Here is a 16,541-nt window from a genome sequence, read left to right on the forward strand (position 1 = left end):
CAACTCCTTTTTATGGATGGTCTTCGCGGTTAAGGGCAAGCATGAAATCTATGATGGATTTTACTGATGGACGAAAGGTTTCATAGCTGCCTTGAAATTTTTTCGAAGGTTTTGAATTCACTTCGATGATCCATGGATGTGTATCAGTATCCAGTGCTAAATCGATCCCTAGCTCACCGAATGAATCGTCATGGTTTTCGACCAAGGCCTGGGCAGTATTTTTAGCCAGCCGAATGAGCTTTTGATATATGCGGCTGGCGTCCTGAAGATCAAATGCTTCCTTTAGAAAGTCCGGCCCATTTTTCATCAATCCGCCTTGTGCAAGATTGGAAACGATTGTACCAGGGTCCCCAATCCGGGCAACCATTGATGAAACTTTCCATTCAAGCTGATCATTCCGGTGAAGAAGAATACGGAAATCAACTTTTCTCTGATCGATTTCGAAAAGGGAAATCCCTTTTTGAAGAATGAAGGATCGTCTTCTTGAAAATCTTTTTAACGTTTCATACAAATTTTCATCCGTATCAGCAAAATGTACATTCTGGAGATGTCCGGATTGCTCGATTTTCCATTTTCCAGCTACTTGCGTTAATCTGCAAATATTCCTGCCTTGGCTTCCTGCTGAAGGTTTAAAGTAGATTACCGAATTCCTTTCTATAAAAGACAAGAAAGTTTCCTTTTCGTTAAAAAGGATCGTCTCGGGCAAATTTGGCAACAGCTCATCTTCTAAGATTAGCAGCTCATGTACATGATGTTTGGAGAGGAACCTTCCATTGAACATCGGTATCGACCGTTCCTCCAGTTCAGTTTTAAACAGCTTGAAAGAATGCGATTCCTCAAGTTTACGTGAGTGTATCCGGTTATAAAATACATCAGGAATGGGGAGGGTAAAGGTTTGCCAGCCATTTTGCCCAGGCAGGTAGCCTTCCACAACTCCATCTTGAAGAGACTGCAGTTTTACTAAATAGAAGGGGATGCCCTGCTGATTACAATATGATTTCATTTCCTGATAAAATTTTTCCATCTCGCCGAATGTCCCGTCTTGCAACGGGGTCTGGTTCATGAGTGAAGCGAAGAATGGGCCTATTTTTATTGACCTTCCTTCCACATGGTATGAGACGGAGATTGGATCGGAAAAAACGGGTAAGGATAAAATCTGGTTCATATCATATGAAAGTTTCAATGTAGGCTGGGATGACGGGAATGGCTGGACAAGTACAGGGACGGAACGGCATCCAGCCATGATCGTTAAGGATTCTCCAAATTGAAGGCCCCATTCCTCAAATAGTTTTTCTTCGATAAACAGTAGCGCCTTCTTTCTAGTTTCTGCGGAATTTACCGTAATGAAAACTTTCTGATGGTTAAGGTTCATAATAATTCCCCGTTTGCACTAAGTTTGATATCCTTTTATAAGAAAATGATGGGCAAATGTGGATAACACATTCTATGTTTTTTTTATTAGAAGGTGTCATCAAGCCTTTATTTCAAGCAATAAAAGGAGAAATTTCAAAGGTATTTTTGGGTGAAGATTCTATTTATGGTCTTTGGTACTGTAATAGGTGATTCACTAATTTATTAGCTATCAGAATGCTGTTCAAACCGTATAAACCAATCTATTCGTACGGGAAACAGCTGCCGTTGACACCCGGGGTGATTCCAGAGCGGCAGGAAGAGTTAGGCAAATAATTAGGCAAATTGTTAATGATGCCTCTATACAGAATATGAAAATTTTCGTGAAGGCAGAAGTAAAGAAAGCATTGTTTACGGAAAAAAGTACTGCACAATTGCTTGATCAATTGGGAATGAAGAAAGCCGCTTCGAGAATTGACGCCAATTTCCCGGACACCATTGTCGAAAAAGGTGCCGAGTACTTATCACTCATTTTCAGCCGCTATTCCAGAAACTGCACAAGATATCGTGGAAGAACAGGTTTCTTCATTTTCGGTGTCCCAGGAAATGGGGTAGAATCATCGGTTTATTTCAAGGTTTCGTAACTGTTTTAATAGGATGACGTGTAATTCTTAATCGGATTTGTTATAGTGGAAAAGATGTATGAATACAATGATTACCGGGAGGGGAAATAAATGAATAACGTATATGATGCAGCGTATGAAATGGAAAAGGCTATTAGGGCAAGTAATGAATATGCCGATTTGCAACGCTTATATGATCTTGTCAATTCTGATGAAGCAACAAAAGGAATGTTTGAAAACTTCCGTAATCTGCAAATAACATTGCAGCAAAAGCAAATGATGGGACAGGAGATTGCACCGGAAGAAGTTGAGCAAGCACAAAAGACGGTACAGCTTGTCCAACAAAACCCAACCATTTCACAATTGATGGAAGCTGAACAACGGATGAGCATGGTCATTGCAGACCTCAATAAAATTATCATGAAGCCGCTTGAAGATTTATATGGCTTGCCTGAACAACAGCAATAAGCAGTTGGAGACTCCCTTCTATAATGGTTGGGGGTTTTTTTGTTCCCTGAATGCACCTGTGCAAGGGTCGTGAACCACTATATGTTCTATTCCCGAAATTTTAGTCATAAATTTGAAAGAGGATACTACAGATGGGGGAGATCAGCATGGTATATCGACTACTTGCGGTCAATATTGACGGGACATTGCTCCAGTCGAATGGCCGTTTAAATAAATCGACTAAAGAAGCAATAGATTATGTTCACCAAAAAGGTGTCCATGTTGCACTTGTGACGTCAAGAAACTATCACTCAGCAAAAAAAGTGGCCAAAGCCCTAAAAATAAATCCGATGATGGTTGCTCAGCAAGGGGCCTTTGTCGGAGCTTCCGTAGAAAAGCCGATAATGGTAAAAAGAATATCGGAAGAACTGACTGTAGAGCTCGTGCAAATGCTTGAAAAGACCACATGCCAAATATTGCTCATTCATGAAAAATACTCTCTGGGCAATCGGGTGAACCTTCCGGACAATTTGCTAGGTAAATCGGTTATGTATTTGAATGAACAAAATATTTATGCTCAAAATTATGTGGACGATATCAGTGAAGAGCTTATTGACCAACCGATGGCCCCGACGAAGATGGACGTAATATTCTCAGAGAAAAGTGATCAAAATGATATGTTGAAATTGATGAAGAAAATGTTCCCTGAAGTGGATGCAATATTACATCCAGGACATAAAATTACAATCGTTCCGAAGGGGGTTTCTAAATGGAGTGGTGTATTGTATTTAGCCGACCATTTAGAGGTTAGAAGAACGGAAATCGTCTCGATTGGCGATGGATTGGATGATATGGAGATGATTGCCGGATCTGGTCTAGGTGTTGCCATGGGCAATGCGGATGAGGAAGTAAGGAAAGTGGCAAAATGGGTGACGCGCTCCAATGATCAAGATGGTGTTGCCTATATGCTGAGGGAATTTTTCAGGAAACAGCATCCAATCGAATTTTTACAAAAGATGAATATGCTTAAGTGAATGGCAGGGCTCCTTCATTTAGAAGGGGCCCCATTCAGATAATGCAGCTTGCGAGGCCTGTTTCATTTCATAAATAATTATAAGCTTCTTTCCATAAACTAAAGGAAAATCAGTAATGGAAAGGAAGAATTCAATGGGTGTAATCAATGCAAAAGAAGTGCAAGTCGGTGACGAGGTGTTTGTGATTTATAATAATCCCCATGTTCCCACCGTTTCGAATATAAGAGCAGCGGAAATTGTTCCGCATCCCAAAGACCCCAATGCAGTTGCCTTGTTCCTGAACGATACATTTCATACGATTGAGGATGATGATGCCTTGTTCACTTCGGAAGCCGCAGCGGAAAAAGCCTACAGTGACTATATGTATAATCAGGACCAGATGACTTGAAAAGGCGTTTACTTCGCTTTACTGAAAGAGAATGAATAGAAGAAAGCCCTCGCTTATAGAGCGGGGGCTCTTTTTGAGCATATTCACGAGTAAAAGCTCGAATTCACGAGTATATGCTCCAAATTCACGAGTAAAGGCTCTGAATTCACGAGTAACGCTCGAATTCACGAGTAAAAGCTCGAAATTCACGAGTAAAAGCTCTGAATTCACGAGTAAAAGCTCGAAATTCACGAGTATATGCTCCAAACTCACGAGTAAAAGCTCGAAATTCACGAGTAAAAGCCCGAAATTCACGAGTAAAAGCCCGGAATTCACGAGTAACGCTCGAATTCACGAGTATATGCTCCAAACTCACGAGTAAAAGCTCGAAATTCACGAGTAAAAGCCCGAAATTCACGAGTAAAAGCCCGAAATTCACGAGTAACGCTCGAAATTCACGAGTGAAAGCTCGAAATTCACGAGTATTTGCTCCAAACTCACGAGTAAAAGCCACAAATTCACGAGTATATGCTCGAAATTCACGAGTAACGCTCGAATTCACGAGTAAAAGCTCGAAATTCACGAGTATATGCTCCAAACTCACAAGTAAAAGCCCGAAATTCACGAATAATGCTCGAAATTCACGAGTAAAGGCTCTGAATTCACGAGTGTTTGTTCCAAACTTATGTGTAAACGCACCCACACTTACATGTCAGAAGCCAGTAGTGTTAAAACAGCATATTTTGCGGGTGAATTAAAAAAACTGCCACTCATTTTTTCAGGAAAACAGAGTGACAGTTATGGCTTTATCAGTTATTGGATTGTATAAATAGTTTCATTGCGTGAATTTGCCCAATATGGTTGGTTTCGTGGAGCACTACAAAATTAATAAATTCCCCGACTGTTTCCATTCCGTTGAAAGGCTGTGCTGTTTTTTCTGTCAATCGTTCTTCCGGAATTTCAAGAAGTCGATCAAGTTGCTCATGCAGCTGTTGCTTTAATAATTCAACGCTAGGTACGTCCCCGCTCCAGTTCGCTGGTTTTGAACCATATCCGAATAGTTGGCTGTAATTCGCTGGCAAATCACTGTTGGATTTCAATAAAAAATTTTCGGCTGCAGTAAGGACATGTCCAAGATGCCAATGGATTGTATTATTAAAACCTTCAGGCTGAACATCCATAAACTCTGGATTGATTCCCTCGATTTCTTTTAAAAGATTGCTGCGCATGACCGTTAGCTGATTTTTTATATAATTCATTTTACATTCCCCTTTCAATCTTGTTTTTCTAAATGCTATCTCATGAAATTATAGCAAGGATAATTCAATATTATCAAATTTTAGATAAGTCTTTTCACGAAAGAAAGGATTATCGATTCTTAATTTCTTTTTTAGGGTTTTAATTGTCAGTTAATAATCGGAATGAATGCATTTGAAGCGAGTAGCTCTAATTTGGTTTGGTTGAGTGCAAGACATATGCCCAAGGGATACAGGGTTCATGAACTCTTAAGCCAAAGGTTGGAGTTTTTTTGCTGTTAATTAATTGACAAATATTCCTATTACTCTTTTATGTGGACTAGTATAATGAAATATATTGGATAATTAATCCATTAGTATGTGGGGAGATGACATATGATGAAAAGGAAACAGCTGCTTGTTGCACTTAGTCTATTATCAATTACGGTAGCTTCAGGTTGTACAACAAAGCAAGAACGTATTTCCGTCCAAAAATATGAAGGTAAAAACTACAAATTCGAAGCATATAAACAAAAGGTAGAAGTGGCGAAAACAGAAAAAACAAAAGAAATAATAAAGAATGCGGATTGGGAAGAGTTCGCATTGGAGAAGGATCATCCTAAGGCGGACTTCATCTTTTATTTTAATGATGAAAAAAGCGAAGGTAAAATGGCTGTATATTATGTTTGGATTAATACTGATGAAAATATTGTAGAATTAACCAAGGATAAATATAGCAAATATGCACAGTTAAATAGAAAGGATTCTGAAACTATATTAAGACTTCTGCATTAATGAAAAGGAGGAGATAGGCAGTACCTGCACTTTCTAAAAACCTCCAGCCAAGCATTTTTTCATTGCATTTAGAATTCACATGTGACCGAGTGGCCAGTTATTTATGGGGTAATCTTTTGGAGGGGCTTATGAGGAAAATTACTTTATCTAATGGAAAAATGGTGGAAGTTGAATGTTTAAGCGCGCTTTGACAAGTGGGGAAGTAGAAGCAGAGGGTGGTGTAATAGTCGAATCTGAATATTTTCATGCTCACCAAGACGTTGCATACCCCATTGAAGGTTTAGTGATATTAGCATCTAAACGCCATATTAAGTGCTTTGATGAATTAAATGAACGAGAAAAGGTTGATTACATAAACGTATTAACCAGGATTAGAAAAGCTCAAAGGGAAGTATTGGGGGTAAACCACGTTTATTATTTTTACAATGAGGATACTTTCCACCATTTTCATACTTGGATGGTTCCTCGATATGAATGGATGTACGAGTTTGGACGTTCGGTGGAATCAGTTAGACCAGTTTTGCTGCATGCAAGAAACAGCTTGAATGATGTTGAAAATTTAAAAACTGTAATGGATGGAATCGAGGCATTAAAAAAAGAATTAAACCGATAATCCTTCCTGTTCAATGTTTAAAAAAGGAGAAAGAACCCATTTTCCATACAAGTCCGGGTTCTTTCATTCTGCTCAGGCTGAATCAGTCTTCTTATTCGTTGTCCTCAATAGTGGCATTGTGCAACAACGGAAAGAGCCACCGGACTTGATGATTTCGCTTATATCGATTTCAATGACTTCGTATCCGCGTTCACGAAGCTGGCTATTTACCTGTTTATTACATGGTAGACTGAATAACCTTTTATTGCCAATCGAAAGCACGTTGGTTCCTAATGTGAATTGTTCTTCTTTAGTCACTTCTATCATGTCGTAACGTGAAGCTAATAAATCCATCTCTTTTTTTGTAAAGGACTCTGGAAAAATAAGCGCTTCAGTCGGTGATATGATATTGAAAACACAATCTAAATGAAGGAATGTTTCAATGAAAGGAACCGCGATGACATCGTATTCCGGTAATAGGGATTGAAGATGCTTGACGGATGTTTCATCCGTTCTTTCACTGATTCCAATATAGATGGTCTTTCCGTCAATAATGACATCCCCGCCCTCAATATAATTTTTGAGGAGGTTGAAATATGAGATACCATTCGTTTCGAGCCAGGATTTCAATATTTGTTCTTCACCCTGCCTTATACCTGTTGCCAATTCAGCAACGTATACGGTATTGCCAAGAGTAAAACCGATATCCCTCGTGAAAACTTGTTCTGGATATGTAAATTGTGGCGGAAGTTTTATGACTTCAATCCCTTCATGTTCAAGAGCCTTAATAAATTGGGCGTGCTGCTTCATGGCAAGTGCCTGATCGATATTTTCTTCTTGAAACTCTTTTTGAGTTTCGTTAATGATCTCGCGGATTTCCATATAACGTGGTTCACAGACGATCACCCGTGATAGCTTTGAATATTCACTTGCACAATAAGCTTCCAGTTCTTCGTTTATTTTGTTCACCATAAATGAGCTCCCTCTAAATAGAATTGTATCTTTACTATTTCCTCTTTTTTCTAGAAAGAAACATAAAATTATATCATCGAACTGCACCGCTAAATTTGGATGGGTTAAAACTAACTTCTCTGATCGCCCCTAATAAATGATTCCGGTATAAACGGGTTAGAGTCTTTCAATTCGAAGAAAGTTCTGTTTAAAAAACATTCCAGTCGTTTTCAGAAATCCGCTCCCTTTCACGATATCGTCAAACTGATTTAAAAATTTCATCTAGATAAAGCCGAATTTAAAATAATCGTATACGGCACCTAGGGAAAAAGGATTATTTTTTTTCGGGTCGAATATATAATGAGCATGCTTTTAATATAAGGGGGAGATTGTAATGATGGATACTCCATTGATCATGACTCAAATCATTGAGAGAGCTGAAAAATATTTTCCGAAGAAAGAGGTAGTTTCGCGTACGGATGGTGGAATTCATACATTTACATACGCTGAGATTACTGAGCGTACAAGAAGGCTGACCAGTAGTCTTGAAAAATTCGGTATTCAAACAGGTGACCGTATTGGAACACTTGCCTGGAACCATCATCGGCATTTAGAAGCTTATTTTGCGATTCCTTGTCATGGTGCTGTCCTACATACAATCAATATGCGTCTGTCTCCTCAACATGTATCTTATATCGTCAATAGTGCGGAGGATCGATTATTATTGATAGACCCGGATGTCATCCCCCTTTTGGAAGCAATTAAAGATGAGTTAACGTCAGTGGAAGGCTATATCATAATGACGGATAAAGATGAGCTGCCTGAAACGACCCTTTCACCTATTTACCATTATGAAAAATTATTGGCAGAAGGGAATCCGAAACAGCCATTCATTCAAACCTTGGATGAAAATGCACCTGCCGGAATATGTTATACTTCCGCCACGACCGGGAATCCAAAAGGTGTGGTTTATTCACATCGCGGAATTTTGTTGCATGCGATTGCACTGGGGCTTGCCGATTCTACAGCATTAAGCGAACGTGATGTGGCACTTCCTGTCGTGCCCATGTTTCATGTAAATGCCTGGGGCATGCCTTTTGCCAGTGTTTGGTTTGGAACAAAGATGGTTTTGCCGGGACCTTATTTCACCCCAAAGATTTTGGCTGAGCTTATAGAAACAGAGAAGGTTACAATCGCAGCAGGGGTTCCGACGATATGGCTGGGCTTATTGAAGGAGCTAGAAGAAGGCAGCCATGATACGAGCAGCATTCGTGCTGTTTTATGCGGAGGGTCGGCTGCTCCGAAAAGCATGATTCAAACCTTTGAACAAAAGTATGGGATACCATTCCTGCATGCTTATGGAATGACTGAAACAAGCCCGCTCGTATTTGTATCCAAACCAAAAAGCTATCAGGAAAATCTCTCTGAAGAAGAACTTTATGAGTTGAAGGCCAAGCAGGGCCTTGTTTCACCAATGATAGAAATTAAAGTGATCGGTCAGGGTGGCGAAGTGAAACCTGATGGAAAAGAAATGGGCGAATTGCTGATCAGGGGCCCTTGGATAGCGAATGAGTATTTTAAGGATGAGCGGTCAGAGGATACGTTTAAAGATGGCTGGCTGTATACGGGGGATGTTGTCACGATTGATGAAGAAGGATTCGTGAAAATCGTCGACCGGACCAAGGACTTGATAAAAAGCGGCGGTGAGTGGATTTCTTCCGTAGATATAGAGAATGCATTAATGGCCCATGATGCAATCTTTGAGGCGGCGGTGATTGCGGTGCCTCACGAAAAATGGCAGGAACGGCCGATTGCCTGTGTTGTTTTGAAGGACGCATACAAGGGGCAAGTGTCCCAGGAGAACATCATTGAATTTTTAATGCCGCAGTTTGCAAAATGGTGGCTGCCCGATGAAGTGGTCTTTTTGGATGAAATTCCTAAAACGGGCGTTGGGAAGTTCTTGAAAAGGGCATTGCGTGATCAGCTTCAGGATAAATATATCAATAAATAATGCTATATTTGTTTAATTATGACTTTTCTGCCTATTCCGTTAATGGTAGAAAAATATATAATAGAGTAATAGAACGAAAGAGGAGGAAATAAATTGAATATTGAATCGACATCACCTGCTGGTACTGTTTTAATAACATATTCGGACAGGACGGCTACTGTTGCAATGAACCGTCCAGAGGCCATGAATGCCTTAAATCCGAAAATGCTGTATGATTTCATAAATGCCCTTAAGGAAGTAAGTGAGAATGATGAAGTGGACGTCGTCATTATAAAAGGGAATGGCAAAGCATTTTCCGCAGGCGGTGACATTAAGATGATGCTCTCGCCTGAAAAAGAAAACGCTTTCGATGAACTGATGGATGGAATCAGTGAATTGGTGACCACTCTATACTTCATGCCTAAATTGACCATCAGTGCCATTCATGGTGCAGCTGCAGGACTTGGGTTGAGTATAGCGCTTGCAACCGATCACCTTATTGCCGATTCGGACAGTAAGGTTGCGATGAATTTTATCGGGATTGGATTAATCCCTGATGGCGGCGGACACTTTTTCCTTGAACGCCGTCTTGGTGAAGTGGGTGCGAAAGAATTGATCTGGGAAGGTAAAGTGCTTACAGCTCTTGAAGCAAAAGAAAAGGGCATCATTCATGAAGTGGCAGAAGGAACCTTGGAACATGCGGTAGAGAAGAAAGTGCAATCATGGCTGCAAAGCCCGGTTCAGGCCATGATTAAAACGAAAAAAATCCTTAGTGAAAAAAATCGCCCACTATTAATCAAGATCCTTGAGATTGAAAAAGCTGCTCAGATGAAAATGCGCCAAACGGCGGACCACCAAGAGGGAATAAAAGCTTTCGTGGAAAAAAGAAAACCGAACTTCATCGGAAAATGAATGAGAAAGGCCGTCACTTTCTAGTGACGGCCTCTGTTTGTAGGCAAAAGGGATTCGGAAAACTTTTCTTTCATCAACGATGTTCCTGCACCAACTGAACCAAAGTGAAACCTTCAACTCCTCGAGTATGGTTTCTTTCTAAAGTTTATTACAAAGTTGATTGGAGAGGGTGCCTGGGGCAGTAATCAACGTCCAAATTGTATAAGCCCTAAAAAAACGTAGGCAAACTTGAGTTTCATTGAGTTTATCTACAGTCTGGGTGGCGGTCATGATATGTGACCGCCTTTTTTATATAAGGAATGTGTGGAAAACTTGATCATATTTTTCAGTGATTGCGCTTCCATTTCCAATCAGCGATGAAAAAGCAATAAAGCGCCTGAAGGTGATGTACAGCGATGTGTTCGATCTTGATAGTTTTTTTCCTTTAATAGATTTTGTCCCAATTCTTTTGCTTGTTCATCATTCTCGGCTGTAAATGGTTCATCCAATAGTTTTTCCCCTGACGGTTCAAAAACGGTCAATTTGTATATTCTGCTCATTTTCAAAAACTCCCTTGTCAATAATGATGCTGTCTTTTATCTAAAGATAGGTGCTGTTATAAAAATTTTATCATTATCTGTCAATTTTGACTATTGTTATGTAAGGGAATGTATTAAGAAAGCGAACATTGATAAGTAGCTGAATATCTTGAAAAATGATGGTAAATAACTAAATCGAACTAATTTCATGGTTTCTTCCTTTATCTTTGGAAACAATGAAAACAAAACCTATTTATACTAGAGGAATTCTCTCCTTAAAATGAAAAATCATAAATGATATAATAAACCTGAGTAAAATGTAGGAAGTGTATGGAGCGAAGGGGGATTTTTTGAATGACGGTAAAAATCGTTAATAATATCACTGAATTGATAGGAGATACACCTGTTGTAAGGATTAATCATTTAACAGCGGAGGGTGACGCTGAAGTATTTGTGAAACTTGAATATTTCAATCCGAGCCGCAGCGTAAAAGATCGGGCTGCCTTCAACTTGATTAGGCAGGCAGAATTGGATGGTATCATTCAATCCGGGGCCACGATCATAGAACCAACATCAGGAAATACAGGAATTGGGCTTGCAATGAATGCCGCGGCAAAGGGGTATCGGGCCATTATGGTCATGCCGGATAATATGTCGAAAGAAAGAATCAATATCTTAAAGGCATACGGAGCGGAAGTTGTCCTAACCCCAGCATCAGAGCGGATGCCTGGAGCCATTCGTAAAGCTGAGGAACTTGCCGCAGAGATTCCGAATAGCTTTATTCCGCAGCAATTCGAAAACCAAGCCAATCCTGATATTCACAGAGTGACGACAGCAGTCGAGATTCTGGATCAGATGGATGGAAACCTGGATGTGTTTGTCGCTACTGCTGGAACGGGAGGAACGATAACCGGTACAGGTGAAGCCTTAAAAGAACATCTGCCGGAGTTAAAGGTTGTCGTTGTCGAGCCTAAGGGTTCCCCAGTTCTTTCCGGCGGAAAGCCTGGTCCTCATAAATTAGTGGGTACAAGCCCTGGTTTTATCCCCAATATTTTAAATACAGAGGTATTTGATGAAATCGTTCAAGCGGCAGATGAAGATGCGATTTCCACCATGAAGGATTTGGCTTCGAAGGAAGGTATATTGATTGGACCTTCAGGAGGTGCTTCTGTCTGGACTGCCCTGCAAGAAGCCCGTCGTCTCGGAAGTGGCAAACGAGTATTATGCATTGCACCGGATAATGGTGAACGATATTTAAGTATGGATATTTTTAAATGAAAAAAAAAGACCGAATGCCGTGCATGAAACAATGTTCACGCCATTCGGTCTTTTTCCTGTTGAAATTGCCCATACTGGAATAACCAGGTACAATGATGCCGTATTAAAATAATAATATATGGGAAAGTATGTTCTGTTTATGTTAGAATTAAATGTTGAAAGAAATCGAGGTGATACTTTTGAGCGGTTTGAAGTTCATTCATGCGGCGGATCTCCATTTGGATAGCCCCTTTTCAGGGTTGAAGGATATGCCGTCAGCTATATTAAAGGAATTAAGGGACAGTCCGTTTAAAGCTTTTAAAACGATCATTAATGAAGCGATTTCATATCAGGTTGATTTTATCGTGTTATCGGGGGATCTATTTGATGGGGAAAATCGGAGTCTCCGGACACAGGTGCGCTTTCGAGCCGAAATGGAAAAACTCCAGCAGCATCAGATCCCTGCTTATATCATTCATGGTAACCATGATCATCTTGGAGGCTCATGGATCACTGTGGGGCTGCCGGATAATGTCCACGTATTTTCAGGGAAAACCGAAGTGAAACGGTTTGAAAAAATCGATGGGACGACTGTCCACCTTTATGGATTCAGTTATCCACGCCGTCACGTAAGGGAGAGAATGATCGAAACATACATAAAAGCTGAAGGGGCCGATTATCATATAGGTCTGCTTCATGGGAATTTGGAAGGCAATTCCGAACATAGCCCATACGCCCCTTTTTCATTGAAGGAACTAGCTGCTAAAGATTTCGATTATTGGGCATTAGGCCATATTCATAAACATCAGGTAGTATCAGAAGATCCGCTAGTGATATACCCAGGAAATATTCAAGGCAGGAACAGAAAGGAGTCCGGCATTAAAGGGTGCTTGCTGGTCGAATTCGACGGGCACATGAAGCGTCACTCTTTTATTGAAACCTCTGAGGTGATATGGGAAAGCGAAACAATTGAAATATCCGCGGAAGGTGGATTTGATGTCCTGTTCAAGCAATGCAAGGAAGTAATTGAACAGAAGCGTTTCGATGGGAGAAACTTACTTTTGGAATTGAAGCTGGATGCAGCTGACGCAGCAGGCCCTTCCGGGGATTATCTTGAAGAATTGACCCGGATCTTGCAGGAAGAGGACCAAGGGGAACCATTTATCTGGGTGTATAAAATCAAAGTCATCCAGTCCATGCCGATGATTAGGTCAAATGAAAGAATATCGCCCTTTATGGCTGAGGTATCGATGCTTGCTTCTGAATTTGATGATACGGATGCTGCTCTGGCCCCGCTTTATATTCATCCGGGTGCAAGACGGTTTCTTGATTCAATAGGGCCGGAAGAGCAGAGGGAACTTTTGGATGAAGCGGAAAGATGGCTTTTGCAAGTTTTTGAAGCGAATCAATGAATGTAGGAAGGAGGAACGGATTTGATTATTAAAGACCTCCATGTTTATGGTTACGGCAAACTGGAAAATCAGCGTTTTCCTGAATTGGGACAGCTGCAGGTTTTCTTTGGGGAAAATGAATCGGGCAAGTCAACCATCATGTCCTTCATTCATAGTATGCTGTTTGGTTTTCCGACAAAGGTTCAAAACGAACCGCGTTACGAGCCCAAAATGCATGCCAAATATGGGGGAAGGCTCAGTCTCATAACAAAAAATGATGGGGAAATCGTCATTGAGCGTGTGAAGGGAAAGGCTGCTGGTGATGTAAAATTGACCTTCGAGGATGGAAGGGTCGGCGGCGAGGAAGAATTGAATGAGATTCTCCATGGCGTTGATAAAAACTATTACCAAGCCATTTTTTCTTTCGACCTTCAAGGTCTGCAGGGATTACATACATTAAGTGAAGGGACCATGAGCAAATATCTGCTTTCAGCTGGGCTGATTGGGAATGATAAACTTCTTGAAGCCGAAACGAAATTGCAAAAGGAGCTCGATTTAAGGTTCAAGCCTTCAGGCCAAAAACCTTTACTGAATGTGAGATTGAAAGAACTTAAGGAATTGCAGAAAAAGGTGAAAGCATCGGAAGAAGAGCAGCAGTCATATACGGCATTACTTCAGGAAGAAGCGAAACTTAAGGAGGAGCTTTCTAAAGTCACGTTAGATATTCAAGAGATTGAAGAAAACCTTGTTAACGTGAGCACTTTTTTGCGAATTAAACCCTTGGTTGAAGAACAGCGGGAACTTGAAACAGAAATAAGTGAAATGCCGGATGTAAGTTTTCCTATTGATGGCTTAAAAAGACTTGAACAGTTTCAGGCAGTTGGAATGCCCCTGAAAGCCCAACTTGCGGCATTGACTGAGAAAATGGAAAAACTTGAGGTGAAACTAACGGAAATCGAAATCAATCCGTTCATCAAGGAGCATAAAGAGCAGATTGAACATGCAATCGATCAAGGAACATTGCTGGAGAAGCTTGAGCTGGATATAAGAAAAGCGGAACACGAAAGGCTGTTGGAAGAAAAGAATATTGAAAAGGTGAAGCAGGAATTATTCTTGGATGTTTCTGATGATGAAATAAGAAAACTGGATATCAGTACATTCATGAAGGAAAAGGTGAAAAGGGCCGAGAGGGAAAAGCATCAACTCCGAAATGATAAAAAACAGCTTGACGAGAAATATGGACTGCAAAAGGATAGTCTGGAAACTGCAGAATCCCGCTTGAAGGAGATAAAGGCCCAGTTACTGCCAGATGAAAAGAGAATCGAGCTGGAGTCCTTATACAATAAGCAAAATAACATCGAATTTGAAGCGGCACAATCCCTTATCCTTGATGAACAAATACTCGAGCTTGAAAAGCAATTGGCTTTACAGAGGAAGAAGGAAGCGCATAATCGCAAGCGTTCGCTTATCATGAATGGCAGTTTAATAGTACTTCTTTGTTTAGGTGCAATCGGAAGTTATTTCAGTGAACAGATTTTGTTGGGGATTATACTTCTAGCCATGGCTGGTCTGTTTGCGGTTTCCAGGCATCTCTTTAAAGGTGATGGTACATTGTCCGGATATATCAGGCAATTGGATGAGATGAAAAGGAAAAGGGCGGCAATTGGCAGTGAAACCAATCGAGTGAGTGATGGAGAGTCGATGGGTAGGTTGCTTGAAATGGACCAACGTCTTCAAAGGCGGTTTGAAAGTGAAATGTTTAAATATGAAGAAAGGGAGGAAGCTTTTGAATCGACCATTCAGGAATATGCTACTTGGGAAGCTAGCAGGGACCGATTGGATAAAGAAGTGAGAAGCATCTTAAGCGGTTGGGGCCTGTCTTATCCCGGAATGGAAATCAATCTTGAATCTGTATTTGAACTTCTTGAGAAATGGAAGGAAGCCGTTGATAGGAAATATGAAGCCATCAAGATGCATAATTTTCTGCATGCAGAATTTGAGGGTAAATCGAAGGCTTTATTTCACTTTGCACACAGCCTTGATCTTGAACCATCCACATGGCGGGAAGCGATTGGCCTATTGAAACGGGAAATGAATAAAGCGGTTGAATACTCCGTTCAACTAATACAATGGATGCAGGAACGGAGTCATTTGACGAACGAAATCGAGCAGTTGACGATGGAAAAAGGCTATCTTGATTCAGAAATGGAAATGCTTTTTAAGTTAGCGAAGGTCAAGGACGAGGAAGAGTTCAGGCAAGACGCTGCATTGTCCGAAAAGAAAATTGCTTTACAAAAACAGCTTGATTTGATCACCATTCAAATTGGGCAATCCAGAATGCTGCCTGAACAAATCCAAACTTACTTAAAACAGGGGATCAACACGTATACATTTGAAAATTTAGAAGAAAAACGTAAGGATTCTGTAAAGGTGAAATCCCTTTTATTAGAGAAACAGGCGGATGCGAAGCATAAGATAAAACAGCTTGAAGTTTCAGGGATTTATGATGACTTACTTCATCGTTTTTATGAAGAAAAAGCTGCATTTAACGAAGAGGCGAAGGAATGGGCGAAATTGGCAATAGCCAAAAGCTTATTGAATAAAACCTTGGACCGATATAAAAGGGAACGCCTGCCGAAGGTCATCGCTGATGCAGAGCGGCATTTTTCCTTTTTAACGAATGGAAGCTATCATAAAATCATCCTTGATCAGTCGGGAGAAGGCATTTGGGTACAGCGCAGTGATGGTTTGAGTTTCAGGGTTGAAGAGGTCAGCCGCGGGACAGCAGAGCAAATTTATGTTTCCCTAAGGCTCGCACTTGCTGATCATACTTTTGAAAATGATTCATTCCCTCTCATCATCGATGATAGTTTCGTCAATTTTGATGCGGAAAGGACAAAACGGATGCTCAAGTTATTGGAAAAGGTTTCGGAAAAACGGCAAATTTTATTTTTTACTTGTCACCGATATATAATGGAGTACTTTAGCGAAAACCAAGTGATTCGTCTATCCAGCCCCGTATTGCGCCAAGATATGAATGATTTGTTCATCCCGAAATATAATGGGTTATAAACTATAA

The 16,541-nt window shown here is 40.5% G+C and carries 15 protein-coding genes and 1 pseudogene; 11 read left to right on the forward strand and 5 right to left on the reverse strand.

Annotated features, from left to right (window positions below; genetic code table 11):
* Nucleotides 1-10 precede the first annotated feature (10 nt).
* Nucleotides 11-1,372, reverse strand: a complete 1,362-nt coding sequence (locus JNUCC41_RS14515) for a YheC/YheD family endospore coat-associated protein (protein WP_192203618.1) — start codon at nucleotides 1,370-1,372, stop codon at nucleotides 11-13.
* A gap of 361 nt (nucleotides 1,373-1,733) precedes the next feature.
* On the opposite strand from JNUCC41_RS14515, the gene JNUCC41_RS14525 reads away from it, so the two are divergent.
* The 4 genes from JNUCC41_RS14525 to JNUCC41_RS14540 all read left to right on the forward strand — a co-directional run bounded on the left by JNUCC41_RS14525 (nucleotide 1,734) and on the right by JNUCC41_RS14540 (nucleotide 3,842).
* On the forward strand, nucleotides 1,734-1,994 hold the full coding sequence (locus tag JNUCC41_RS14525; RefSeq protein WP_192203619.1) for a hypothetical protein: 261 nt from the start codon (nucleotides 1,734-1,736) through the stop codon (nucleotides 1,992-1,994).
* A gap of 90 nt (nucleotides 1,995-2,084) precedes the next feature.
* Complete coding sequence (locus tag JNUCC41_RS14530; protein WP_192203620.1) at nucleotides 2,085-2,441, forward strand: YlbF/YmcA family competence regulator; 357 nt, start codon at nucleotides 2,085-2,087, stop codon at nucleotides 2,439-2,441.
* A 146-nt stretch (nucleotides 2,442-2,587) separates the two neighbouring features.
* Nucleotides 2,588-3,454, forward strand: coding sequence for a Cof-type HAD-IIB family hydrolase (locus JNUCC41_RS14535; protein WP_192203621.1), 867 nt, complete (start codon nucleotides 2,588-2,590; stop codon nucleotides 3,452-3,454).
* Nucleotides 3,455-3,569: 115 nt separating this feature from the next.
* Nucleotides 3,570-3,842, forward strand: a complete 273-nt coding sequence (locus JNUCC41_RS14540) for a transcriptional regulator SplA domain-containing protein (RefSeq protein WP_228467335.1) — start codon at nucleotides 3,570-3,572, stop codon at nucleotides 3,840-3,842.
* Between the two features lie 145 nt (nucleotides 3,843-3,987).
* Here the strand turns inward: JNUCC41_RS14540 and JNUCC41_RS14545 are convergent, their stop codons facing one another.
* On the reverse strand, nucleotides 3,988-4,404 hold the full coding sequence (locus JNUCC41_RS14545) for a hypothetical protein (protein WP_192203622.1): 417 nt from the start codon (nucleotides 4,402-4,404) through the stop codon (nucleotides 3,988-3,990).
* A gap of 226 nt (nucleotides 4,405-4,630) precedes the next feature.
* Nucleotides 4,631-5,080, reverse strand: a complete 450-nt coding sequence (locus tag JNUCC41_RS14550; protein ID WP_192203623.1) for a DinB family protein — start codon at nucleotides 5,078-5,080, stop codon at nucleotides 4,631-4,633.
* 372 nt (nucleotides 5,081-5,452) lie between these two features.
* Between JNUCC41_RS14550 and JNUCC41_RS14555 the strand changes: the two genes are divergently transcribed.
* Nucleotides 5,453-5,851, forward strand: a complete 399-nt coding sequence (locus tag JNUCC41_RS14555; protein ID WP_192203624.1) for a hypothetical protein — start codon at nucleotides 5,453-5,455, stop codon at nucleotides 5,849-5,851.
* Between the two features lie 128 nt (nucleotides 5,852-5,979).
* Nucleotides 5,980-6,464, forward strand: a pseudogene (locus tag JNUCC41_RS14560) (HIT family protein).
* A 72-nt stretch (nucleotides 6,465-6,536) separates the two neighbouring features.
* On the opposite strand, the gene JNUCC41_RS14565 reads toward JNUCC41_RS14560, so the two are convergent.
* On the reverse strand, nucleotides 6,537-7,415 hold the full coding sequence (locus JNUCC41_RS14565) for a dimethylarginine dimethylaminohydrolase family protein (RefSeq protein ID WP_192203625.1): 879 nt from the start codon (nucleotides 7,413-7,415) through the stop codon (nucleotides 6,537-6,539).
* Between the two features lie 373 nt (nucleotides 7,416-7,788).
* Here JNUCC41_RS14565 and JNUCC41_RS14570 point away from each other — a divergent pair, with 373 nt between their 5' ends.
* Together JNUCC41_RS14570 and JNUCC41_RS14575 are read left to right on the forward strand one after the other, a co-directional pair.
* On the forward strand, nucleotides 7,789-9,405 hold the full coding sequence (locus JNUCC41_RS14570) for a long-chain fatty acid--CoA ligase (protein WP_192203626.1): 1,617 nt from the start codon (nucleotides 7,789-7,791) through the stop codon (nucleotides 9,403-9,405).
* A gap of 93 nt (nucleotides 9,406-9,498) precedes the next feature.
* On the forward strand, nucleotides 9,499-10,296 hold the full coding sequence (locus JNUCC41_RS14575) for an enoyl-CoA hydratase (protein WP_192203627.1): 798 nt from the start codon (nucleotides 9,499-9,501) through the stop codon (nucleotides 10,294-10,296).
* 350 nt (nucleotides 10,297-10,646) lie between these two features.
* Here JNUCC41_RS14575 and JNUCC41_RS14580 read toward each other — a convergent pair whose 3' ends face one another.
* On the reverse strand, nucleotides 10,647-10,835 hold the full coding sequence (locus tag JNUCC41_RS14580) for a YhzD family protein (RefSeq protein ID WP_192203628.1): 189 nt from the start codon (nucleotides 10,833-10,835) through the stop codon (nucleotides 10,647-10,649).
* 333 nt (nucleotides 10,836-11,168) lie between these two features.
* Between JNUCC41_RS14580 and cysK the strand changes: the two genes are divergently transcribed.
* From cysK to JNUCC41_RS14595, 3 genes are all read left to right on the forward strand, one after another.
* Nucleotides 11,169-12,092: a cysteine synthase A gene (gene cysK / locus JNUCC41_RS14585; protein ID WP_089364653.1), complete on the forward strand. Its 924-nt coding sequence runs from the start codon at nucleotides 11,169-11,171 to the stop codon at nucleotides 12,090-12,092.
* A gap of 179 nt (nucleotides 12,093-12,271) precedes the next feature.
* Nucleotides 12,272-13,483 (forward strand): metallophosphoesterase family protein, encoded by a 1,212-nt coding sequence (locus JNUCC41_RS14590; RefSeq protein WP_192203629.1) that lies wholly within the window; start codon nucleotides 12,272-12,274, stop codon nucleotides 13,481-13,483.
* 21 nt (nucleotides 13,484-13,504) lie between these two features.
* Complete coding sequence (locus JNUCC41_RS14595; protein ID WP_192203630.1) at nucleotides 13,505-16,534, forward strand: ATP-binding protein; 3,030 nt, start codon at nucleotides 13,505-13,507, stop codon at nucleotides 16,532-16,534.
* The last annotated feature ends 7 nt before the right edge of the window (nucleotides 16,535-16,541 follow it).

Source organism: Brevibacillus sp. JNUCC-41 (assembly GCF_014844095.1).
Classification (GTDB): Bacteria; Bacillota; Bacilli; order Bacillales; family DSM-1321; genus Peribacillus; species Peribacillus aracenensis.